Origin of the sequence: Pseudonocardia bannensis, assembly GCF_012911875.1 — a bacterium.
Taxonomy (GTDB): Bacteria; Actinomycetota; Actinomycetes; order Mycobacteriales; family Pseudonocardiaceae; genus Pseudonocardia; species Pseudonocardia bannensis.
On record NZ_JAAXKZ010000022.1, the window covers coordinates 1 to 20,951 of the forward strand.

Sequence of the window (20,951 nt, forward strand, 5' to 3'; positions counted from 1 at the left end):
CTGGAGATCCCGGGCGGCGAAGGGGTAGCGGGGCTGTGTTGGGGGCGTCGGAGTACTCCCCGATCCACTCGTCGCGCCACGCCGTGTCGTAGCGCTGCTCGTTGCAGTGCGGGTCGTAGACGGAGATCAGTTCCCGGGCGACCATCTCCCGGTGCCCCCGCCCGCCGCCCGGGATCTCCAGGGTGGCGATGTGCACCTTCCACTTCGACCCCGCGCGCTGCACCCAGCAGTGCGCCCGGCGGTGCTTGAACGGGAAGCCCTCCGCGGACAGGTCGTCGGCGTGCCCGACGTAGACGACCGCGTAGCGCTCCCGGTCGGGGTCCGGCTTGTAGAAGATCGCGTAGACACCCGGCTCGGCCGGCGGGGTCCACCCGCCCAGCAGCCGCGGGCCGGAGAACGCGTAGCCGGCGAGCGAGCCGAGCCGGATCACGCGTCCGAGTCCTCGTCCTCGCTGATCGCCTCGACGCGCACGATCGGGAACACCGGCAGGCCCGCCGTGCGCACGGCGTCCTCGAAGGTCGCCGTCCCGCGCTCGATGGCCTCCTCGCGCGTCTCGGCGAGCACGACGACCTGCGCCCCGTAGCGGTTGCTACCGATCCCGGTCGCGATGCCGCCGCTGGTCGCCACGGCGTCAGCCAGTTCGACGACCTCGTCGTGGGACACGATGCGGTCGCCCTCGGCCTCGACGCCGACGCTCCACCGGATCGTCATCCGGCTCTCCTTCCACCGGTGAGATGACTAGCCCAGCTCGGGGAGCAGGTCGGCCAACTCTTCCAGACTGCTCAGGTCGTGACCGGACAGCAGCAGGTCGATGTGCGGGTCGGCGACCATCATGGCGACCGTCTGCGGCCGGTAGTTCGCGTTGTTCTGCTTGTGCGGGTTCATCCACACGATGCGGTGGCTCAGCCGCGAGAGTCGCTCCATCGCCGTCGCGAGCACGTCGGGGTCGCCCCGGTCCAGGCCATCGGAACAGATCACCACGATGCCCCCGCGTGCCATCCCCCGCCGGCCCCAGTGCCGCACGAACGCGTCGAGCGACTCGCCGATCCGGGTGCCGCCCTCCCAGTCGACGACGAGCCCCGCGGCCCGCTCCAGCGCGTCGTCGGGCTTGCGCGTCTCCAGCGACGCGGTGAGGTGGGTGAGCCGGGTGCCGAAGCAGAAGACCTCGACCTTGGCCGAGGCCCGCTTGGCCGAGTACGCGAACTGCAGCAGCGCCCGCGAGTAGTCGGCCATCGACCCGGAGATGTCCAGGATGAGGATCAGCGGGCGCAGCCGGAGCCGGCGACGCCGCCAGTGGAGATCGACCATCTCGCCGTGCATCCGCAGTGACCGGCGGATCGTGGCGCGCAGGTCCGGCCGGCGCCCCCGCCGCGCCGGGCGGGACCGACGGGTGCGCCGCCGCGGCGGGGTCAGCCTGATGCGCGCCATGATCCGGCGCAGCGCCTCCAGCTCACCGTCGGTGCACGCGGCGAAGGACTTGCGCTTCAGTGTCTCCGCATCGGACGCCATCAGGCCCAGCACGGTCTCCTCGTCGGGCTCCTCGGCACCCGGGTCGACGGCCGGGATCTCCAGCACCGTCTCGGCCTCGGGTTCGGCCCGGGCCTCGATCTTCACGAGGTCCTGCACCGGGTTGCCCGCGTCGAGGAAGAACTCCTTGAACACCCGGTCGTAGACGACGATGTCGTCACCGCGGGTGACCAGCGAGACCCGCCCGCCCCAGTACAGGTCGACGAGGTCGGTCGGGTCCAGCGGCGTCATCGCGGCACAGAACGTCAGGACGTCCCCCGTCCCGACCGAGACGCCCTCGGCGCGCAGTGCCCGGCCGAACCCGACGAGCACGCCGACGAGTCCGGGCGAAGCCGTCGTCGTCACCGCTACCGCGAGGTGATCTCGTCGAGCCGGGACCGCACCAGTTCCTCGTCGTCGTGCTCCTTCACGACCGACCCGAGCGTGAGGCCGGCGGCCTCGGCGTCGAGTTCGGACTCGCCGAGGAAGTCGAGCATGCGGGCCCAGTCGATCGTCTCCGCGACACCTGGTGGCTTGGCCAGGTCCATCTCGCGCAACCGGTTCACCGCGGCGACGACCTTGGCCGCGAGCTCCGTGGACACCGACGGCTCCCGCACCGTGACGATCTCGATCTCACGCTCCGCGGAGGGGTACCCGAGCCAGTGGTACAGGCAGCGGCGCTTGAGCGCGTCGTGCAGCTCGCGGGTGCGGTTGGACGTCAGCAGCACCAGGGGCGGGCGGGCGGCCTTGACCGTGCCCACCTCGGGGATGCTGATCTGGAAGTCCGACAGCACCTCGAGCAGGAAGGCCTCGAACTCGTCGTCGGCACGGTCCACCTCGTCGATCAGCAGCACCGCGCCGTCGCCGGCCTTGATCGCCTCCAGCAGCGGGCGCTCGAGCAGGAACCGCGGACCGAACAGCTTGTCGACGACGGCGTGATCGTCGGCGGGGTCGTCGGCGGGGTCGTCGGCGGAGCCGGGCAGGCGGCGCTCGGAGAGCGCCCGGATGTACAGCAACTGGCGGGCGTAGTCCCATTCGTACATCGCCTGGTTGGTGTCGATGCCCTCGTAGCACTGCAGCCGGATGAGCTTGCGTCCCAGGACCGTGGCCAGCGTCTTGGCCAGCTCGGTCTTGCCGACGCCGACCTCACCCTCCAGGAGGATCGGGCGGTCGAGCGACATCGCGACGTACACCGCGGTGGCCAGCCCGCGATCCGCCAGGTACCCGCCCGCACGTAGCGTCTCGGTCAGCTCGGCGACCGAGCCCGGTTGATTCACGAAGCGTTCTCCTCAGATACGGGCAGCGCCACCGGGCAGGGGACGGTCAGTCGGAGTCGGGGTGGCGGATCATCTCCCCGATGCTCACGCCCCCGGGGCGCAGCTTGCCCTCGCGTTCGAGCCGGGCCCGCCACGCCGATCGCAGATCGGGGTCCACCGGGGTGTTGGTCCCCTCGGGCCCCGAGGGGACCGCGTCCGGCGCCATGCCGCCGAATCCGATGTCCTTCATGTTCCTGCAGACCTTGGTGTGGCCGGTGCCGAATCGCTCCTCCAGCTCGGCGCTGGTCTGCCCCCGGGCTGACCAGATTCCACGCAACACCGACATCGCCTGCCGTTGCTCGTCGCCGTGGTCGTGGGCCGGTCGTGGGTCCTGGTGGTCTCCGCTCATGCCCGGCACCCCTCTCCGCTCGCGGTCGACCGTGGTGGGTCCGAGCATCGTGGCCCAGTGCCGGACCCCCGACAAATCACACTTAAGTCTTTACTTAGGTCCGCCCGGGATGATGGGGGTCACACTACTCACATGACGTTGACACAGTTGTCTGCGTTCGTTCTCGTGGCGCGCCTCGGCTCGGTGAAGGCGGCGGCCAACGCCCTCTCGGTCAGCGAACCCGCCGTCTCCCAGGCGCTCGCGGCGCTCCGGAAGTACCTGGGTGATCCCCTGCTCACGCGTGCCGGCAACGGGATGACGATGACGCCGGGGGGCAGCAGGCTGCTGAGCATCGCGGCGCAGATGGTCGCGCTGGGCGCCGAGGCGGAGGCGGCGGTCCGGTCGGCCAAGGGCGCTCCGGAGCAGCTGCGGCTGGTGGCCCCCAGCACGATCGTGGAGTTCGTGGCCGGGCCCCTCGCCGATGCCTTCACCGCCCGGTCGTCGGGCTCGATCGAGGTGTCCGCGGGCGTGGCCGCGACCGACGAGATGGCGGTGCTGGTCTCGCAGCGCCTCGCCGACCTCGCGCTGGGTCCGAACCTGGGCGCCGACCGCAGCCTCGGCCTGGTCAGCGAACCCGTCTTCCGATGCCGGCTCGTGGTGCTCGGCGCCCCGGACACTCGGTTCCGGGGGTCCCCGGCGCAGTGGCCCTGGCTGGTCGAGTCGGCGGCGACGGACCCGAACAGCGACGTCAGCCGGTTGCTGCGCGCGCTCGGTGTGCCCGAGTCCCGGCTGAGCGTGTTCCCCAACCAGACCGCGGCGTGGGATGCGGCAGCCCGGGGTGCCGGGGTGGCCCCGGCCATCGCGCATCTCGCCGTGCACCAGCTACGCCGCCGTGAGCTGACGGTCATCGACATCCCGGGCACGCCGATGGACGTGGTCTGGCACGCGACGACGCTGCCCCTCGACCGGCGCTCGGTGGCCGCCGGCTCGCTACGGCACTTCCTCGGCACACCGGAGGCGATGCGGCTGCTGCGCGCCCCGGGCTCCGGGGTGCCGCCGTCACGGTTCCGCCCGCCCGTCTACGTCACGATCTGGAGCTGACCCGGACGGGCCGGCCCGCCCCGGTCGGCGCTCCCCCACCAGCTCGCGCACGGCGGCCGGTGTGCCCAGCCCAAGCGCCGCGCCCGCGAGCGAGCGCGCCCGGTCCATGTCGAGCTCGCGCACCGCTTCCTTGATCCGCGGGACCGCGGGTGGCGCCACGCTGAGCTCGCGCACGCCGAGCCCGAGCAGCACCGCGACGGCCTGCTCGTCGGCCGCCAGCTCACCGCAGACCGCGACGAGGGTGTCCGGTCCGGCGCCCCGGCACACCGCGTCCACCAGCGCCAGCACGCCCGGGTCGAGCGCGTCGGCGAGTCCGGCGACGGCGTCGTTGCCGCGCTCGGCGGCCAGCGCGTACTGGGTCAGGTCGTTGGTGCCGATGCTCAGGAAATCGACGTGCGGGGTGAGCACTGGCGTCTTCAGCGCCGTCGCCGGCACCTCGACCATGATCCCCACCTGCAGCCCGTCCGGGCGTCCGCGTCCCTCGCGGGCGATCGCGTCGTCGAGCATCCGGCGGGCGGCCAGCAGTTCGTCGAGCGTGCTGACCATCGGGAACATCAGGCTCACCGGCGCGTCGTGGGCCACCCGGACCGCGGCCAGCAGCTGATCGGCCAGCAGGGCCGGGCGCGCCAGCCCGAGCCGGATCCCGCGGAGTCCGAGGAACGGGTTCGCCTCCGCCGGCACGGGCAGGTAGGCCAGCGGCTTGTCCCCGCCCACGTCCAGGGCCCGCAGAGTGATGCGCCGGCCGCCGAAGGCGTCGGCGATCGCACGGTAGGCCGCTTCCTGCTCCTCGACGTCCGGGGGGTGCTCCCGGCCCAGGAACAGGAACTCGGTGCGGACCAGCCCGGCCAGATCGGCGCCGAACCCGGCCGCCGCCACGGCATCGGGAAGCGACCCGACGTTCGCGCCGACGAGGACACGGGTGCCGTCGCGGGTGGTCGCGGGGGCGGCCGCCCGGGCCCGTACGTGCTGTTCCCGCGCGGCGAACGCGCCGGCCCGGGCCTCGAAGTCACGCAGGACCGCGTCCGGCGGATCGACGATGAGCTCACCGGTCCCCCCATCGAGAGCGATCGGGGTGCCGTCGGCGACGTCGAGCACGGCCGCTCCCGCGCCGACGACGGCCGGGATACCACGGGCCCGCAGCAGGATCACGCTGTGGGCGGTGGGGCTGCTGTAGGCGAGGACGACACCCGAGACGTCCGCGGGGTCCAGTTCCGTCGCCTCGGCCGGTGTGAGATCGCCGGCCACCAGCACCCCGGACGGCCGGGGCCACCCGCGGTCGTCCGGACCCTGCAACGCGCGGAGCACCTGGTCGCCGACCGCGAGCACGTCCGCCGCCCTGGCCTGCTGGTACGCATCGGGCAGGGCCGCGAACTCCCCGGCCACGCGGCGCACCCCGCCGGCCCAGGCGGGCGCCGCGGCCTCGCCGCCGTCCACCCGGGAACGGACCTCGTCGAGCAGGCCGGTGTCGTCGAGCAGCAGCAGGTGCGCGTCGAAGATGGCGGCCTCGGCCGTCCCGACCTCCTGCGCGGTGCGCGCCCGCACCCGCTCGATCTCCTCACGCACCGCGGCCAGCGCCGCGGTCAGGTCACGCCAGGCCCCGGCCGGGTCGTCCGTGCGCTCGGCGGGAACGTCCGGCATCTCCTGCCGCAGCGGTCGAGCCGGGCCGATTCCGGTGCCCGGCGACGCGGCGACCGGGCCGCGCGGCGGCACCGGGGTCTGGGCCGGAGCCGCAGCGGCGGGGCCTTCGTCGAACTGCCGTTGCGCGAGGGCGAGCAGGCGGTCCAGGGTGTCGCGGGCCCCCGGCCCCGCCACCTCGATCTCGACCTCGTGCCCGCACTGCGCGCCGAGGGTGGCGACCCGGGACAGGCTGGCGGCGGGCACCCACTCCGAGCCGGTCGTGCGGTTGCGCAGGCGGACCTGCGCTCCGGACGCCCGGACCTCCTGCACCAGCCGGGCCGCCGGGCGGGCGTGCAGTCCGTGCGGGTTGCCCACGGTGAACGAGCCGGTCGGCGCGCCGTTCCCGGTGCCCGCCGCGGGCCCGGTACTCACCGCGCCCCCGGCACCCGCTGCCGCTTCGGTGCCGCCCGGCTCGGGGCCGGGCGCGGCTGCGGTAGCTGCCGGCGGTCCGCCCAGCTGCGCCGTCTTGCCGGCCAGCGCGGCGCTCGCCTCCGCCGCCACCTCCGTCCGGTCCGCCCCGCCCGCCGCCGCGACGGCCGCGACGACCAGGCCCTCGACGAGCGGTGCCGGGCAGAGCAGCACCCGGTCGCGGGCGTCGTCGTCGAGCAGCTCGCACGCGAGCTCCGCGGAGAGCACCGCGCTACCCAGGTCCATCAGCACGACCACCCCGGCGCCGCTGTCCGCGGTGGCGACCGCGTCGGCGATCGCGGCCGCATCGGTGCCGAACGTGTCCTCGTCCAGTCCCGCGGCGACGACGATGGGCACCTGCCCGCCGTGCAGCATCTCCCGGGCCAGCTCGACCGCGGCCCGGGCCAGCGGCCTGCTGTGCGCGACGACGACGAGCCCGACGGGCGGATCGCTCACCGCTGCCCCGGCCCGCCCAGGGCGGTCGCCGCGGCGGCCACCAGCAGCGCCACCGACGTCGCACCCGGATCCTGGTGCCCGACGCTGCGTTCACCGAGGTAGCTGGCCCGGCCCTTGCGGGCCTGCATCGGGATCGTCGCGTCCCGGCCCGCATCGGCCGCCGCCGACGCGGCCCGCAGCGCCGCACCGAGCGAGGCACCCTCGTCGAGGCCGGCGTCCAGGGCGTCGACCGCGGGGGCCAGGGCGTCGAACATCGTCTTGTCCCCGGCCTCGGGCTTGCCGCGCGCGACCACCCCGTCCAGCCCCGCGCGCAACGCCTTGGCGAAGCCGGGACCGTCCAGCTCGTCGACCTCGCCCGCCGTGGCGCCTACCCGCAGGAACAGGGTCCCGTAGAGCGGCCCGCTGGCGCCGCCGGTCTTGCTCACCAGCGTCATCCCGACCTTCTTGAACAGGGCGGCGGCACTGGCCGGGGCCGCGGCGTCCAGGGCGGCGATCGCGGCGGTCATGCCGCGATCCATGTTGATCCCGTGGTCGGCGTCGCCGATGGCGGAGTCCAGCCGGGTGAGCTCGTCGCGGTGCTCGCCGACGAGCCGGGCGAACTCGCGGATCCAGCCGCCCAGCGCGTCGAGATCGACGGTGTCCGCGCCGGCACCGGTCACCGGATCACACCCCCCAACGCAGCGCGGGGGTGCGGACCGGGGCGTCCCACAGCCGGAGCAGGTCCTCGTCGGCCTTGAGCAGCGTCACCGAGCAGCCGGCCATGTCCAGGCTGGTGATGTAGGGCCCGACCAGGGAGCGCGCCACTCGTACGCCCGCCTTCTCCAGGATCCCCGCCACCTCGTGGAACATCAGGTACAGCTCGAGCAGCGGGGTCCCGCCCATGCCGTTGACGAACGCGATCACGCCGTCGCCGCCGCTGAAGTCGGTGTCGGCCAGGATCGGCTCGAGCAGGTACTCGGCCACCTGCCGGGCCGGGACGTGCGGCACGCGCCGCCGGCCGGGCTCACCGTGGATGCCGATGCCGATCTCGATCTCGGTCTCCGGGAGCTCGAACGTGGGCTGCCCGGCGGCGGGCACCGTGCACGATGTCAGCGCCATCCCCATGCTGCGGCCGCCCTCGTTGACCCGGCGGGCCACGTCGGCGACCTCGGTGAGGCTGCGGCCCTGCTCGGCGGCCGCGCCGGCGATCTTCTCCAGCAGCACGGTGACGCCGACCCCGCGGCGACCGGCGGTGTAGAGGCTGTCCTGGACCGCGACGTCGTCGTTGGTGACCACGGACGCCACCTCGACGCCCGTCTCGGCCGCGGCCATCTCCGCGGCCATCTCGAAGTTCATGACGTCGCCGGTGTAGTTCTTGACGATGTGCAGGACTCCGGCGCCGCCGTCGACGCGCTTGGTGGCCTCGACCATCTGGTCGGGCACCGGCGAGGTGAAGATCTCCCCGGCGCAGGCGGCGTCGAGCATCCCGGGTCCGACGAATCCGGCGTGCAGCGGCTCGTGGCCGGATCCGCCGCCGGAGATCAGGCCGACCTTGCCGCTGACCGGGGCGTCGCCCCGGTAGACGATCTTGTTCTCGTGGTCGACGCGCAACTCGGGATGCGCCGCGGCCATGCCGAGGAGCGCCTGCGAGACGACGTCGGCCGGATCGTTGATGAGCTTCTTCATCGATGCTCCTCCAGACTTTGACGTGCGTGGAGACCAGGGTGCTTCGAGCGCGGGCCGGGCGCCAGGGCCGTGCGTGTGGGCGCCGGCCCCGATCGCGGGCAGGATGATGGTGGCCGACCCCGGCGCAGCCAGGCCGCGGCGGCCGGAAGGAGCAGGACGGTGATCCGGATGGGCCAGGGGCCACCGCGAGGCGGGTCCGCGTGAGCGCCCGGCTGGGCATCGGGCTGGCCGCCGTCGGGCGCCCGGCCTACATCAACGCCGGACGCGCCGCGGACCTCGGCGACCGGCGCAGCGTGACCGAGCTGCGCGCCCGCACCGAGGCGGTGCTCGACGCCTCCTACGCGGCCGGCATCCGCTACGTCGACACCGCCCGGTCCTACGGCCGCGCCGAGGAGTTCCTGGCCGGCTGGCTGGCCGCGCACCCGGAGATCGACGACGTCGAGATCGGGTCGAAGTGGGGCTATCGCTACGTCGGCGACTGGCGCCTCGACGTGGGCGTGCACGAGGTCAAGGACCACTCGCTCGCCGCGTTCACCGCGCAGTACGCCCAGACCCGGGCACTGCTGGGCCACCGGCTCGGCGTCTACCACGTGCACTCCGCGACACTCGAGACCGGTGTGCTCGCCGACGCCGCCCTGCACCGGGCGCTCGCTCGGCTGCGCGAGACCGGGGTGCGGATCGGCGTCTCGACGTCGGGGCCCGCCCAGGCCGACAGCGTCCGCCGCGCGCTCGAGGTGGCCGTCGACGGCGCCCCGCTGTTCACCTCGGTCCAGTCGACCTGGAACGTGCTCGAACCGTCGGTCGCCCCGGCGCTCGCCGAGGCGGCCGCGGCGGGCGCGCGGGTGATCGTCAAGGAGGCGGTGGCGAACGGCCGGCTCGCCCCTGGCGGGCAGGACGCGACACCCGGGGCTCGGCGCGCCGCGGAGCTGGCCGCCGAGCTGGGCGTGCCCGTCGACCAGCTGGCGATCGCGGCCGCGCTGGCGCAGCCGTGGGCCGGGTGGGTGCTCTCGGGCGCCGTCGACCCGGCGCAGCTGGCCAGCAACGCCGCCGCGGAGCACCTCGTCCTGCCCGCGGCGGTGCGCGACGAACTGGCCGCGCTCGCCGAGCCGCCCGCAGCCTACTGGCGCGCCCGCTCCGACCGCGCCTGGGCCTGACCGGTCGGTCGCATCAGTCCTCGCCGGCCTCCGGCAGGATCACACCCTCCTCCATGACCTGGTGACCGGGCACCTCCTGCAGGAACAGCGCGAACCCCTCGACCGGCTCGCCCGTCACCTCGCTCCACGCGTTCGCCAGGCCGGTGATCAGCTCCCGCTTCACCTCCGCGGTGCGCCCGGCGCGGATGATCCCCACCATGCGGCCCTGCTCGACGGGCCGCCCGGCCACGAAGATGCTCCCCGCGGGGACCTCGACGAACGAGCAGTTGACGTATCTCGCGGGCGCTCCGGTGACCTCCGTGTGCACCTTCGTGAACGCCGCCGCGATCTCGGCCTTGCGCCGGGCGCTGGGGCTGTCGGCGGGGACGGTAAACTGGTAATACGGCATCGGGGCTCCTCGGATCCGGCCACCGGCGATCGGGGAATTGTCACAGCTGGGCGGCCCCGGCGCAGCACACGGGGGGACGGCGATGACGCACGTGGTACGGCGGATCGGGGTGGCCGAGCGACGGGCCCGGCTGGCGGTGCGGCACCGGCTCTGCCCCACATCCTGGGCCGACGACTCGGTCCCCGGCGCGGCCGCCGTGGCGGCGTCGCTGGTCGCGCTGCACGCCACCGACCCGGCGACGGTGTTCCTCTCCGTCCTGGCCCGGACCCGCGACGGGCAGGTCGGCACCGTCGAGCGCGCCCTCTACGACGACCGGGCGCTGGTCCGCATGCTCGGTATGCGCCGCACGGTGTGGGTGCTCGACCGCGAGCTCGCCCCGGTCGTCCAGGCCGCCTGTACCCGGGCGGTCGCGGCGACGCAGCGCAAACGCCTGGTGCAGCACCTGCAGGAGTCCGGTGTGGACGACGCCGCTGCCTGGCTCGTCGACGTCGCGGACTCCACGCACCGCGCGCTGGCCGTGCGCGGGGAGGCCGCCGCCACCGAACTGTCGGCCGACGAGCCACGGCTGCGCACGCGCCTCGAGGCGACCGGGCAGAACGCGACGGCGCGGGTCCTGCTGCAGCTGGCCGCCGACGGGCACATCGTGCGCGGCCGGCCGCGGGGATCGTGGACGTCCACCCAGTACCGGTGGTCACCGACGACGACGTGGCTGGGCGCACCGCTGGCCGAGCTCGCCGTCGAGGCCGCGCAGGTCGCCCTGGCCCGGCGCTGGCTGGAGGCGTTCGGCCCCGCCCCGGTGAGCGACCTGCGGTGGTGGACCGGATGGGGTGCCCGGGAGACCACGCGGGCGCTGGCCGCGCTCGACGTCGTCGAGGTGGACCTCGACGGTGTCCCCGGCATCCTGCCCGCCGACGACGAGATGCTCCTCGACACGGCACCGCCGCCGCCCGAACCGGTCGCGGCGCTGCTCCCGGCGCTGGACCCGACACCGATGGGCTGGCAGGAGCGTGGCTGGTTCCTCGGCGAGCACGGACCGGCGCTGTTCGACCGGACCGGCAACATCGGCCCCACGGTGTGGTGGGAGGGCCGGATCGTCGGCGGCTGGGCGCAGCGCCCGGACGGCGAGGTCGTGGTCCGGTTGCTCACCGACATCGGGGCCGAGGGCCGGGCCGCGGTGCAGGCCGGGGCCGAACGGTTGTCCGGCCACCTCGGCGACGTGCGCGTGACCCCGCGCTTCCGCACCCCGCTGGAGCGCGAGCTGTCGGCCTGACGGCGAGCCCGGGCCCCTCCTGACCGTCCCGGCCCCGTGCACGACGAGGAGGACCTGGTGATCAGGGTGGCCCCGGCGCGCCGTTCCCACCACCAGGGCACCGGCCGCATCCACCGGTCGAACCTGATCGGCATGGGGGTGCTGCCGCTGCAGTTCCCGAACGGTGAGTCGGCCGGCTCGCTGGGCGGCAGTGGGCCGGCCATCGTGCGTGCACTCGGGGGAGCCCTGATCACCCTCGGCGTGGTCGCGCTCCTGCTCGCCGGCTACGAGCTCTACGGCTCCGCCAGGATCACCCGGTACGAACAGCGACAGGCCGCCGCGGACCTGGACCAGTACAGGCGGACCGGACCGGAACCCGCCGGCGCCCAGGCGGAGCCGCCGGCACCACGACAGCCGTTCGCGCGGATCTACATCCCGCGGTTCGGACCGGACTGGTCCTTCACGATCGCCGAGGGCGTCGGCCAGGACGTCCTGGCCGCGGTCCCGGGCATTACCCGCAGACCGCCTTACCGGGCCGACCCGGCAACTTCGCCGTCGCCGGCCACCGGATCGGGCGCGGCGCGACCTTCGGCCCCGCCGACATCCTCGTAGTCCGTCCGGCCGCACCACCCCACCGGAGCTCCGCGAGCTCTGAGGAAGGTTGCCCAGCACCCGCTGCGCCGGACTCGGCGATCAGGAGGGCGGGGAGGTCGGCGACCGAGTCGATGACGGCGTCGGCGCCCGCCGCGCGCAGCGCAGGCTCATGATGCGCACCCGAGCGCACCCCGATCGCGAGACCGGCTCCGGCGCGGCGGGCGGCCACGATGTCGGCGGTCGCGTCACCGGCCATGACCATCTCCCCCGGACCCACGTCGAACCGCCGCGCCGCGGCGAGCGGCATCGCCGGGTCCGGCAGCCCGTAGCCGCCGACCTCGGCCGGCGACAGCACCAGGTCGATCATGTCCTCCCAGCCGAGGGCGGCAGCCAGCGCGTCCCGCACTCCGGGGGCGAAACCGCTGCTCAAGGCCACGGCGACACCTTCGGCCCGGAGCGCGCAGAGTGCGGCACGCGCTCCTGGCACCTCGCGCAGGCCCGCGCGCAGGGCGTCCAGCACCACGCCGTCGTCCATCACCGTGGTGCCCGCCATGTCCAGGACGGCGACTCGCATCCGGGCCGGATGGCCATCCGTACACCGGCGTGGCCTCCGGGTGAACGGATCCCGGACGCCCGGCGGCTCGGGTCCTCAGGTGGCCAGGTCTCGCGGACGCCGAGACGAGGTGGCGATCGGGCCGGCTTTCGTCAACGCAAGATTGACAATTAGAGAGCGTCAATGAATCATTGACTAATGATGCCTGCCGATCCGTGGTTCCCACCGTTCGTCGCGGGCGGACGCCGGGCCGCCGTTGTTGGTCCCACGTTCATCGAAACGTCATGGTCACGATGGCGTAACGCTGGTTAGCCTAGGCTGACTACGCACCGAGGGTCGGGGGCCACAGTGGACGGAAACTTCACCACCGAGCTGCGCCGGGCTGCGCTGCGGGTGCTGACCGGCGCCGACACCCGGACCGAGCCGGAGCAGACCGTGCTCGAAGCGCGGCTGGCCGAACTCGGCGACGCCCTGGGCCCGCAGCATCCGGACGCGCTGCGCGCGGCCAACGACCTCGCGCTCGCCCACCTGGCACAGGGGCGGCCGGCCCGCGCGGCCATCAGGTTCGAGCGACTCGTCGCCGACTGCACCCGGGTGCTGGGCCCCGATCACCCCGACACCCTGACCGTGCGTGGCAACCAGGCGGTGGCGTGGCTGACCGACGCCGAGCCCGGCCGGGCCGCCGCCGCACTCACCCACGTGCTCGACGCCCGCCGCCGCGTCCTGGGCCCGGACCACCCGGCCACCCTCAACGCCGGGCTCGCGCTCGCGCTGGCGCTGCTCACCCTCGGCCACGTCGAACCGGCCGCCACCCTGCTCGAGCACGCCCTGCCTCGCTGGCGGCACGTCGCCGGTGCCGACCATCCACTCACCCGGGCCTGCGCCGACCTGCTGGCCCACACCCACGCCGAGGCCGCCTTCGCCACGGCGGCCGGCATCCTCTGAACCAGCAGGCCGGCCGGCTCCATCCGTGGATCGCCGTCCACGAGACCCCGAGCCAGATTCGGGCCCACCAGATGCCGGCACACCGGCTCTCCCGCGGCCGTGGCGGCGCATGATGGACGTACCGGCCCGGTCGCGACCCGGGCCGGGAGGGTAGGTGGCGGTATGGCGGTTTCCGGCTTCACCGGTGTGGCCCACCTCGCGACGACGGCCGGCGAGTGGGCCGACCTGGAGCGCCGAGCCGAGCACCTCGACGCGCTGGGCGTCGGCCACGCACCGGTGCGCGACGCCGGATACGCCACGTTCCAGGACGAGCCGTGGTGGGCCGGACCGGCCGGAGGGTGACCCCCGCAGCCCCTGCACCCGGCGGGCGGGCCCCGCCGTGAGGTTCCGCCGCGTCCGCGCCGAGGTCGTCACCGACGCCCCGCTGTCACCCGCCGAGGAGCAGCGCCACCGCGAGCGCGTCTACGCCGCGCTGATGGTCGTGCACCTGGTCGGGCTGCTCGTCGGCGGCCTGCTGTACCTGCGGGCCTGGGAGGTGGGTCTGGCGTTGATCATCATCACCGGCCCGCTGCCCTGGGTCGCGGTCGTGCTGGCCAACGACTCGTCGCGCCGCTGGGGCAGACGCCGGCGCCGGGATCCCGGCGAGGTTTCACCGCCGCCGAGGACGGGCACAGGCGGCACGTGACGCACCCGGCGTTGGACGCGCTGCATCCGGACGAACGCGCACAGGTGCGCCCGGCGGGGCCGGTCCGGTTCCGGCCGCCGATGCTGGCCACCCTCGCCGACGAGCACTTCTCCGACCCGGACTGGCTCTACGAGCGCAAGTTCGACGGTGTGCGGGCGATCGTGGTGCGTCGTGACGGCCGCACCGAGCTGTACTCCCGCAACGAGAAGGACATGACCGGCACCTACCCCGAGCTGGTCCAGGCGCTCGACGCGCAGGATCTCCCCGATCTCGTCGCCGACGGTGAGGTGGTCGCGTTCGACGACGGCCGCACGAGCTTCGCGCGGCTGCAGGCCCGACTGGGGCTGTCCGACCCGCGGCGGGCCCGCGAGACGGGCGTCCCCGTCTACCTCTACCTGTTCGATCTGCTCGTCCTCGGCGACGCCGACCTCACCGCGGTGCCGCTGCGCGGACGCAAGCGGGTGCTGCGTCGCCTGGTGCGGTGGGACGACCCGATCCGGTTCGCCGCGCACCGCAACGGCGATGGCGAGCGCTATCTGGAGTACGCGTGCGCGCACGGCTGGGAGGGGCTGATCGCGAAGCGGGCGGACTCCCGGTACCGGCCCGGACGGACGACGGACTGGCTGAAGTTCAAGTGCGTCCGCGACCAGGAGTTCGTCATCGGCGGGTGGACCGACCCCGCGGGCTCCCGGATCGGGCTCGGGGCGCTGCTCGTCGGCTACCACCCGGCGGAGGGTGACGGCCGGCTGCGCTACGCCGGCAAGGTCGGCACGGGTTTCACCCGCTCGACGCTGCAGTCGTTGCAGAAGCGGTTCAGCGGGCTGGGCCGGGAGGACTCCCCGTTCGACTCCCCGGTACGCGAGCGCGGGGCGCACTGGCTGGAGCCGGATCTCGTCGCCCAGGTCGGCTTCACCGAGTGGACCCGCGACGGCCGGCTGCGCCACCCGCGTTACCTGGGGCTGCGCGAGGACAAGTCCGCCGCTGAGGTGGTGCGCGAGGGGTGAGTGCCGTCCCGGCCGGGATCTCGCATGCCGACAAGGTCCTCTACCCCGACCCGGGGCTGACCAAGGCCGACCTCGCTCGCCACTACGCTCGGGTGGCCGACGTGATGCTCCCCCACCTGGCCGGCCGGCCGCTGTCGGTGGTGCGCTTCCCCGACGGGCTCGACGGTTCCGGCTTCTTCCAGAAGCAGGCTCCCGAGAACGCCCCGGTGCCGACGGTGCAGGTCCCTGCGAACAACCGGCGCGGCCATGTCGAGCACATCGTGGCCGAGGACGCCGACACCCTGCAGTACCTGGCCAACCAGTCGGCCCTGGAGGTGCACCGGGGACTGTCGCGCGTCGACGCGCTGGACCGCCCGGACCTGATGGTCATCGACCTGGATCCTCCCGAACGGTCCGACCTGGCGGCCCTGCGCCGGGCGGCCCGCCGGACCCGGGACCTGCTCGACGAGGTCGGGCTGGTCCCCTTCCTGATGACCACGGGCAGCAGCGGCTACCACGTGGTCGCGCCGCTGGACGCGAGCGCGGACTCCGGCGCGGACTTCGACGAGGTGCGGGATCTGGCCCGCGCGATCGCCACCCGGCTGGAGGCCGCCGACCCCGACGCGCTGACCACCGCGCACCGGATCGCCGACCGCGGGGGCCGGATTTACCTCGACGTCGGCCGCAACGCCTACGGCCAGACGGCGATCGCGCCGTATTCCCCGCGAGCCCGCGCCGGCGCCCCGGTGGCCACCCCGATCCGGTTCGACGAGCTCTCCCGGGTCGCTCCGGATCGGTTCACGATCAGCACGATCGGGCGCCGGCTGGCCCGCACCGGCGACCCGTGGGCGGACATCGCCGAGCACGCGCGCCCGGCAGCGGCAGCGCGCGAGCGGCTGAACCGACTCGGCTGACCGGAGTCCGCGGTGAGCGACCTCACCACCGTGGGCCCTGGTCGTGAGTGACCTCACCGCCGAACCGGCTGCGACGGGACCGCATGGATCGGTTGCATGGAGTGCGGTGCCCGTGGTCGTGCGCCGCTCCCCCTCGATCGACCGACATCCGGTGACGCCCGCAGGAATCTGAATCGATTCAGAGCACCGTCGCCGCCGGAGGAACACCATGTCTCATTCAGCGACGTCTCATTCAGCGACGTCTCATTCAGCGACGTCTCATTCAGCGACGTCTCATTCAGCGGCCCATCCGGGGTCCCGATCCACCGGGGCCAAGCCGATACCGCGACATCCCCGGATCCGTCGCCTCGCCGGTGTCGCCCACCGCATGCAGCCCGCAGCCGGGCCGCCGTCCTGGCGACGGCTGCGGTGGGCCATCGCCGCGCTGTTCGCCTTCGACGGGTTCGTGTTCGGCAGCTGGGCCGCGCGGATCCCCGACGTGACCACCCAGGTCGGCGCGACCGAGTCGACGCTGGGGATCGCCCTGCTCTGCGTGTCCCTCGGGGCACTGGCCAGCATGCAGCTCACCGGAGCGCTGTGCGCGCGGCTCGGGTCCGGACCGGTCGGCGCCATCTCGGCGTTGCTGCTGGCCACGATCGTCGCCCTGCCGGGGTTCGCCTCCTCGGTCCCGGAACTGTGCGCGGCCCTGCTCGTGTTCGGCGCCGTGACCGGTGTGGTCAACGTGGCCGCGAACAGCCTGGGCGTGCAGGCCGAGCAGCGCCGGTCGACGCCCGTGCTGCCGTCGCTGCACGCCGGGTTCAGCTTCGGCGGGCTGGGCGGGGCCGCGGTGGGCGGGCTCGCGTCGACGATGGGCCCGGTCGCGCCGCACCTGCTCGTCGTCGCCGGAGCCGGGCTGCTGCTCAGCGCGGCGATCGCCCCGACGCTCGCGGCGGCCGACCCGGTCCGGCCGCGACTGCGCCGGGGCACCACGGCTGATGCCCCGGCCGATCGGCGCCGCGGTACGGCGTTCCCCCGTGCGCTCGTGGTGACGCTCGGGCTGATCGCGGGCTGCACGGCCTACGGCGAGGGCGCGCTGACCGACTGGGGCGCGCTGCACCTGCGCGACACCGTGCACGCCTCCCCGCTCGTCGCGGCGGCCGGCTACGCCGGCTTCTCGCTGGCCATGGCCTGTGGCCGGCTCGGCGGGGGGGCGCTGATCCGCGCTCTCGGCGAGACCCGGCTGCTCGCCGGCGGCGCGCTGCTCGCAGCGGCCGGGATGCTGGTCGCGGTGCTGTCCCCCACCGCCTGGGTGGCCGTGGCCGGGTTCGTCGTCGTCGGGCTCGGGCTGGCGAACATCTTCCCGATCGCGATCGCCCGCGCGGGAGCGGCGGGTGGCGCCGGTGGCGTCGCGCTGGCCTCGACCGTCGGCTACAGCGGCCTGCTCGGTGGGCCGCCCCTCATCGGCTTCCTCGCCGCTGCCGCCGGGCTGCCGTTCGCCCTGGCGACGGTGTCCGTGCTCGCCACGGTGGCCGCAGGCCTCGCGGTCGTCGTGGCCGCCGAGCGCCCCGCCGTGCGGGCCCGGCTGGTGACCGCCGGGTCGCGGCTGGCCGCCTCCACCCGGGCCGTCGCCACGCAGGGTGCGCTCCTGGTGGGCGCGTCCGCGCGGGTGGCGACCGGCCTGGCCCCGGCCCTGCGCGCCGCAGCGGTCGAGTACGCACGGGAACTCCCGCTCCTCACCGGCCACACCCCGGACGCGGGCCGCCCCCTGCAGCCCTACCCGGGCCTGGGCCTACCAGCCACCCTCTGAGAGCGGCCCCGCTCCCCCGCTGCAACCCGGGAGGCGGCACAGGCCCACGGACAGTCGTCCACGTCACTGCGATGCCCACCGATCGTCCGATGATCCGCGCGCGCCCGGCACGCATGCTGGGAGGCGCTACCGCAACGGGACCGGCATCCGACGACCAGCGCACGCGGAGGGGTTCACCCGATGCTGATGACCGCCGACCACCACTCCGACCGGCCGACGCCGGGGCAGCGGCCCGGGCGCCGGGCCGGCCGCAGACTGCGGGATCTGGCGCGGGAGCTGCTGTCGTGGCCGACGTTGCTGGTCATCGCCTTCTGTCTGCTCGTCGGGCTCCCGGTCATCGTCGCGCTCACCCCGAATCAGCAACTGGTCGTGCTCGGCCAGCACATCTCGGTGGGGGCGCGCACACCGAACCTGTCCCTGTCCGGCCCCGCGCAGCTGGTGCAGATCGGCAACACCGAGCTCGACATCGCGCCGCTGCAGGTCGACGGCCCGCTGCGCCCGCAGCTGACGCTGGGCCCGGTGCAACGCAACGAGGCCGCGGCCGAGGTGCTGCGGCCGGACACGACCCGGCAGGCCCGCGCCGACGCCGCCTCGACGCTGGGCGGCGGTTTCCTGCGCTGGTACCTGCTCGGCGGTCTCGGCCTGGTCGTCTTCACGCTGTCCACCTGCGCGGTCGCCGGCTGCGCCCGGATGCTGGCCATCCTGCGCCGGCAGAGTCGGGCCGGTCGCGAGCACGTCCCCGTCGCAGAGATCCGGCAGTGCTGCGCCGGCACGATCGGCCGGATGACCGTGCTCGCGGTGACGGCGTCCGTGCTGGCCTGGGGTGCCTCCGGGGCGCTGGCCTACAGCGGGGCGGTCCGTGGGCTGGCCGACGTGCGATCGCTGTCGGAACTGGTGGGGGCCCACCACCTGTCGCCGTCGCCGGTGGGGCCCGAGGTCTTCGGCTACTCCGGTGCCGTCATCGGGGACTCCCGGGCCGCGCGCGTCGGGGGCCCGCCGCCGGACGGCGCCACCCGGGAGGACGTGGCCTGCGAACGCAGCGCCGACTCGCTGGCCGGCGAGCTCGGCCGGCTGCTCCCCGCCCAGGTGCTCAACCTGGCCTGTTCCGGGGCCTCCGTCACCGAGGGCCTGCGCGGGCCGCAACAGCGCGGCGACCTCACGCTGCCGGCGCAGGTCGGACTGCTCAAGCAGGTGCAGGACCTGCGCTTCGTCGTCGTCGCGATCGGCCCGAACGACCTGGGCTGGAGCGACTTCCTCACCTACTGCTACGGCGTGGCGGACTGCTCGGACAACCTCACCCAGGGCGAGTTCGACTACCGCCTGGCGGCGTTCGACCGTGAGTACGGCAAGCTGCTGCAGGACCTGGCCGAGCTGCCGAGCCGGCCGCAGGTCGTCGTCGTCGGCTCCTACGACGTGTTCGACCCGGGTGCGGACTGCCCCGACTCCCGCGGTCCCGCGCAGGCCGCGGGCCTGACCCCGGGCAAGATCGAGCTGCTGATCCAGCGCAACGGGCAGCTCAACGCCATCCTCGCCGGGGGCGCCGAGAAGTACGGGTTCGACGTCGCCCGCCCGGAGCTCACCCGGCTCTGCCGGCCCGGCACCGCCGGCCTCGCTCCCGACCTGCAGGGCCTGTCCGACAGCCACCCGTTCCACCCCACCGGGGTCGGGTCGATCCGGATGGCGGCCGGGGTGGCCCGGCTGATCGGCCCGGGCAACGGCGGGTGACCCCGGGCCCGCCGATCAGTGCCCGGCGGAGAGGTGGCCGGCCAGCGCGGCGTGCCGGGTGCGGCTGTTGTCGTTCATCCCGACGATCGTCACCGTCGTGCCGCGCGCCGCGTAGCGGGCACTGATGCCGTCCCGGGCGGCGACGGTCGAGGCGTCCCAGACGTGCGCGGCGGACAGGTCGATGACGACGTCCGGGGGGTCGCCGGCGTAGTCGAACTGCATGACCAGGTCGTTGCTGGAGGCGAAGAACAACTGCCCGCTGATCCGGTAGATCTTCGTCGTCCCGTCCGGGTCGAGCACGGCGGTGACCTCGACGAGCCGGGCGACCCGGCGGGCGAACAGCACCATCGCGACCAGCACCCCGACGCCGACGCCGTAGGCGAGGTTGTGGGTGAGCACCGTGACCGCCACGGTGGAGACCATCACCGTGGTCTCGCTGCGCGGCATGCGGCGCAGCGTCGCCGGGCGCACGCTGTGCCAGTCGAAGGTCGCGACCGCGACCATGATCATCACTCCGACCAGGGCGGCCATCGGGATCAGCGCGACGACGTCGCCCAGCGCCACCACCAGCACGAGCAGGAACACCCCGGCCAGGAAGGTCGAGATCCGGGTCCGGGCCCCGCCGACCTTGACGTTGATCATCGTCTGGCCGATCATCGCGCAGCCGCCCATGCCGCCGAAGAAGCCGGTGACCACGTTCGCCACGCCCTGGCCCCAGGACTCCCGGGTCTTGCTCGACCGGGTGTCGGTGATCTCGTCGACGAGCCGGGCCGTCATCAGTGACTCGATGAGCCCGACCAGGGCGACGGCCAGTGCGTACGGCGCGATGATCTGCAGCGTCGCCAGGTCGAACGGGACCGATGGCAGCCCGGGCACGGGCAGGCTCTCCGGCAGCGCGCCCTGGTCCCCCACCGTCGGCACGACGAGGCCGGTGGCCACGGCGAACGCCGTCAGGCTGACGATCGCGACCAGCGGCGCCGGGACCGCGGTGGTGAGCCGGGGCAGACCGACCATCACGGCCAGCCCGACGGCCAGCAGCGCGTAGACGGTCCAGGGCACGTCGACCAGGTAGGGCACCTGCGCCGTGAAGATCAGAATGGCCAACGCGTTGACGAAGCCCACCATGACGCTGCGCGGCAGGAAGCGCATGAGCTTCGCGACGCCGAGGGCCGCCAGCAGCACCTGCAGCACACCGCCGAGGATCACGGCGGCCAGCAGGTGGTCGAGCCCGTGCTCGCGGACGAGCGGGGCGACCACGAGCGCGACGGCCCCGGTGGCGGCCGAGATCATCGCCGGACGCCCGCCGGTGATCGCGATGGTCACGGCCATCGTGAAGGAGGCGAACAGCCCGACCCGCGGGTCGACGCCCGCGATGATCGAGAACGAGATCGCCTCCGGGATGAGCGCGAGCGCGACCACGAGCCCGGAGAGGGCCTCGGTACGCAGCACGCGCGGCGACGGCAGCGACGGACGGCGGGACAGCACAGCAGGCAGCGACATCGGCTCTTTCACCGGGAG

21 protein-coding genes and 1 pseudogene are annotated in these 20,951 nt (G+C 74.1%); 11 read left to right on the plus strand and 11 right to left on the minus strand.

Translation table 11 applies throughout. The features are described from left to right. From HF519_RS08650 to HF519_RS08670, 5 genes are all read right to left on the minus strand, one after another. The coding region (locus HF519_RS08650) for a hypothetical protein (protein ID WP_211169742.1) at positions 1 to 430 on the minus strand (430 nt) is incomplete at its 3' end. Next, a complete protein-coding gene (locus HF519_RS08655; RefSeq protein WP_169411970.1) occupies positions 427 to 711 on the minus strand; it encodes a hypothetical protein in 285 nt (94 codons plus the stop codon). The genes HF519_RS08655 and HF519_RS08650, both read right to left, overlap by 4 nt. A 27-nt stretch (positions 712 to 738) precedes the next feature. Next, positions 739 to 1,872, minus strand: a complete 1,134-nt coding sequence (locus HF519_RS08660) for a vWA domain-containing protein (RefSeq protein ID WP_312859993.1) — start codon at positions 1,870 to 1,872, stop codon at positions 739 to 741. 2 nt (positions 1,873 to 1,874) lie between these two features. Further along, positions 1,875 to 2,783, minus strand: coding sequence for an AAA family ATPase (locus tag HF519_RS08665; protein ID WP_169411972.1), 909 nt, complete (start codon positions 2,781 to 2,783; stop codon positions 1,875 to 1,877). A gap of 46 nt (positions 2,784 to 2,829) precedes the next feature. Further along, entirely contained in the window at positions 2,830 to 3,171 is a 342-nt protein-coding gene (locus HF519_RS08670) for a hypothetical protein (protein ID WP_169411974.1), read from the minus strand. Between the two features lie 132 nt (positions 3,172 to 3,303). On the opposite strand from HF519_RS08670, the gene HF519_RS08675 reads away from it, so the two are divergent. Then, positions 3,304 to 4,251, plus strand: coding sequence for a LysR family transcriptional regulator (locus HF519_RS08675; RefSeq protein WP_169411976.1), 948 nt, complete (start codon positions 3,304 to 3,306; stop codon positions 4,249 to 4,251). Here the strand turns inward: HF519_RS08675 and ptsP are convergent. Genes ptsP through dhaK form a run of 3 tightly spaced genes read right to left on the minus strand, consistent with a single transcriptional unit; the run spans position 4,210 to position 8,457 of the window. Further along, positions 4,210 to 6,792 carry a phosphoenolpyruvate--protein phosphotransferase gene (gene ptsP, locus HF519_RS08680; RefSeq protein WP_312859994.1) on the minus strand — a complete coding sequence of 861 codons (2,583 nt, stop codon included), beginning with the start codon at positions 6,790 to 6,792 and terminating at the stop codon, positions 4,210 to 4,212. The genes HF519_RS08675 and ptsP overlap by 42 nt on opposite strands. After that, entirely contained in the window at positions 6,789 to 7,451 is a 663-nt protein-coding gene (gene dhaL / locus HF519_RS08685) for a dihydroxyacetone kinase subunit DhaL (protein WP_169411978.1), read from the minus strand. The genes ptsP and dhaL overlap by 4 nt, the downstream gene beginning before the upstream one ends. A gap of 4 nt (positions 7,452 to 7,455) precedes the next feature. Next, complete coding sequence (gene dhaK / locus HF519_RS08690) at positions 7,456 to 8,457, minus strand: dihydroxyacetone kinase subunit DhaK (RefSeq protein WP_169411980.1); 1,002 nt, start codon at positions 8,455 to 8,457, stop codon at positions 7,456 to 7,458. Positions 8,458 to 8,657: 200 nt separating this feature from the next. Between dhaK and HF519_RS08695 the strand changes: the two genes are divergently transcribed. Next, entirely contained in the window at positions 8,658 to 9,611 is a 954-nt protein-coding gene (locus HF519_RS08695) for an aldo/keto reductase (protein ID WP_169411981.1), read from the plus strand. Positions 9,612 to 9,624: 13 nt separating this feature from the next. Here HF519_RS08695 and HF519_RS08700 read toward each other — a convergent pair whose 3' ends face one another. Then, entirely contained in the window at positions 9,625 to 9,999 is a 375-nt protein-coding gene (locus tag HF519_RS08700) for a tautomerase family protein (RefSeq protein WP_169411983.1), read from the minus strand. A gap of 91 nt (positions 10,000 to 10,090) precedes the next feature. Here HF519_RS08700 and HF519_RS08705 point away from each other — a divergent pair, with 91 nt between their 5' ends. After that, positions 10,091 to 11,269, plus strand: a complete 1,179-nt coding sequence (locus HF519_RS08705) for a winged helix DNA-binding domain-containing protein (protein ID WP_169412054.1) — start codon at positions 10,091 to 10,093, stop codon at positions 11,267 to 11,269. Between the two features lie 431 nt (positions 11,270 to 11,700). Beyond that, positions 11,701 to 12,015 (plus strand): sortase domain-containing protein, encoded by a 315-nt coding sequence (locus HF519_RS33240; RefSeq protein WP_369009242.1) that lies wholly within the window; start codon positions 11,701 to 11,703, stop codon positions 12,013 to 12,015. On the opposite strand, the pseudogene HF519_RS08715 reads toward HF519_RS33240, so the two are convergent. Next, positions 11,967 to 12,416, minus strand: a pseudogene (locus tag HF519_RS08715) (HAD family hydrolase); the annotation flags it as partial. The gene HF519_RS33240 and the pseudogene HF519_RS08715 sit on opposite strands and share 49 nt — an antisense overlap. A gap of 327 nt (positions 12,417 to 12,743) precedes the next feature. Between HF519_RS08715 and HF519_RS32255 the strand changes: the two are divergent. The 7 genes from HF519_RS32255 (at position 12,744) to HF519_RS08750 (ending at position 19,433) form a co-directional block, all read left to right on the plus strand. Next, positions 12,744 to 13,340 carry a tetratricopeptide repeat protein gene (locus tag HF519_RS32255; protein ID WP_169411987.1) on the plus strand — a complete coding sequence of 199 codons (597 nt, stop codon included), beginning with the start codon at positions 12,744 to 12,746 and terminating at the stop codon, positions 13,338 to 13,340. Positions 13,341 to 13,502: 162 nt separating this feature from the next. Then, entirely contained in the window at positions 13,503 to 13,682 is a 180-nt protein-coding gene (locus HF519_RS08725) for a hypothetical protein (protein WP_169411988.1), read from the plus strand. Between the two features lie 37 nt (positions 13,683 to 13,719). Beyond that, a complete protein-coding gene (locus HF519_RS08730; protein ID WP_169411990.1) occupies positions 13,720 to 14,025 on the plus strand; it encodes a DUF3099 domain-containing protein in 306 nt (101 codons plus the stop codon). Further along, positions 14,022 to 15,029 (plus strand): non-homologous end-joining DNA ligase, encoded by a 1,008-nt coding sequence (gene ligD / locus HF519_RS08735; protein ID WP_312859995.1) that lies wholly within the window; start codon positions 14,022 to 14,024, stop codon positions 15,027 to 15,029. Before HF519_RS08730 ends, ligD (HF519_RS08735) begins: the two co-directional genes overlap by 4 nt. Further along, a complete protein-coding gene (gene ligD / locus HF519_RS08740) occupies positions 15,026 to 15,922 on the plus strand; it encodes a non-homologous end-joining DNA ligase (protein WP_169411992.1) in 897 nt (298 codons plus the stop codon). The genes ligD (HF519_RS08735) and ligD (HF519_RS08740) overlap by 4 nt, the downstream gene beginning before the upstream one ends. A gap of 367 nt (positions 15,923 to 16,289) precedes the next feature. Beyond that, a complete protein-coding gene (locus HF519_RS08745; RefSeq protein WP_211169744.1) occupies positions 16,290 to 17,708 on the plus strand; it encodes an MFS transporter in 1,419 nt (472 codons plus the stop codon). Positions 17,709 to 17,888: 180 nt separating this feature from the next. Further along, positions 17,889 to 19,433: a GDSL-type esterase/lipase family protein gene (locus HF519_RS08750; RefSeq protein WP_246242873.1), complete on the plus strand. Its 1,545-nt coding sequence runs from the start codon at positions 17,889 to 17,891 to the stop codon at positions 19,431 to 19,433. 15 nt (positions 19,434 to 19,448) lie between these two features. On the opposite strand, the gene HF519_RS08755 is transcribed toward HF519_RS08750, so the two are convergent. After that, complete coding sequence (locus HF519_RS08755; protein ID WP_169412060.1) at positions 19,449 to 20,933, minus strand: SulP family inorganic anion transporter; 1,485 nt, start codon at positions 20,931 to 20,933, stop codon at positions 19,449 to 19,451. Between the last annotated feature and the right edge of the window lie 18 nt (positions 20,934 to 20,951).

Coding starts and splice junctions, on each gene's coding strand:
- HF519_RS08655 (WP_169411970.1), bottom strand. CDS start 711: ATGACGATCCGGTGGAGCGTCGGCGTCGAGGCCGAGGGCGACCGCATC.
- HF519_RS08670 (WP_169411974.1), bottom strand. CDS start 3,171: ATGAGCGGAGACCACCAGGACCCACGACCGGCCCACGACCACGGCGAC.
- HF519_RS08675 (WP_169411976.1), top strand. CDS start 3,304: ATGACGTTGACACAGTTGTCTGCGTTCGTTCTCGTGGCGCGCCTCGGC.
- dhaK (WP_169411980.1), bottom strand. CDS start 8,457: ATGAAGAAGCTCATCAACGATCCGGCCGACGTCGTCTCGCAGGCGCTC.
- HF519_RS08700 (WP_169411983.1), bottom strand. CDS start 9,999: ATGCCGTATTACCAGTTTACCGTCCCCGCCGACAGCCCCAGCGCCCGG.
- HF519_RS08725 (WP_169411988.1), top strand. CDS start 13,503: ATGGCGGTTTCCGGCTTCACCGGTGTGGCCCACCTCGCGACGACGGCC.
- HF519_RS08745 (WP_211169744.1), top strand. CDS start 16,290: ATGCAGCCCGCAGCCGGGCCGCCGTCCTGGCGACGGCTGCGGTGGGCC.
- HF519_RS08750 (WP_246242873.1), top strand. CDS start 17,889: ATGCTGATGACCGCCGACCACCACTCCGACCGGCCGACGCCGGGGCAG.
- HF519_RS08755 (WP_169412060.1), bottom strand. CDS start 20,933: ATGTCGCTGCCTGCTGTGCTGTCCCGCCGTCCGTCGCTGCCGTCGCCG.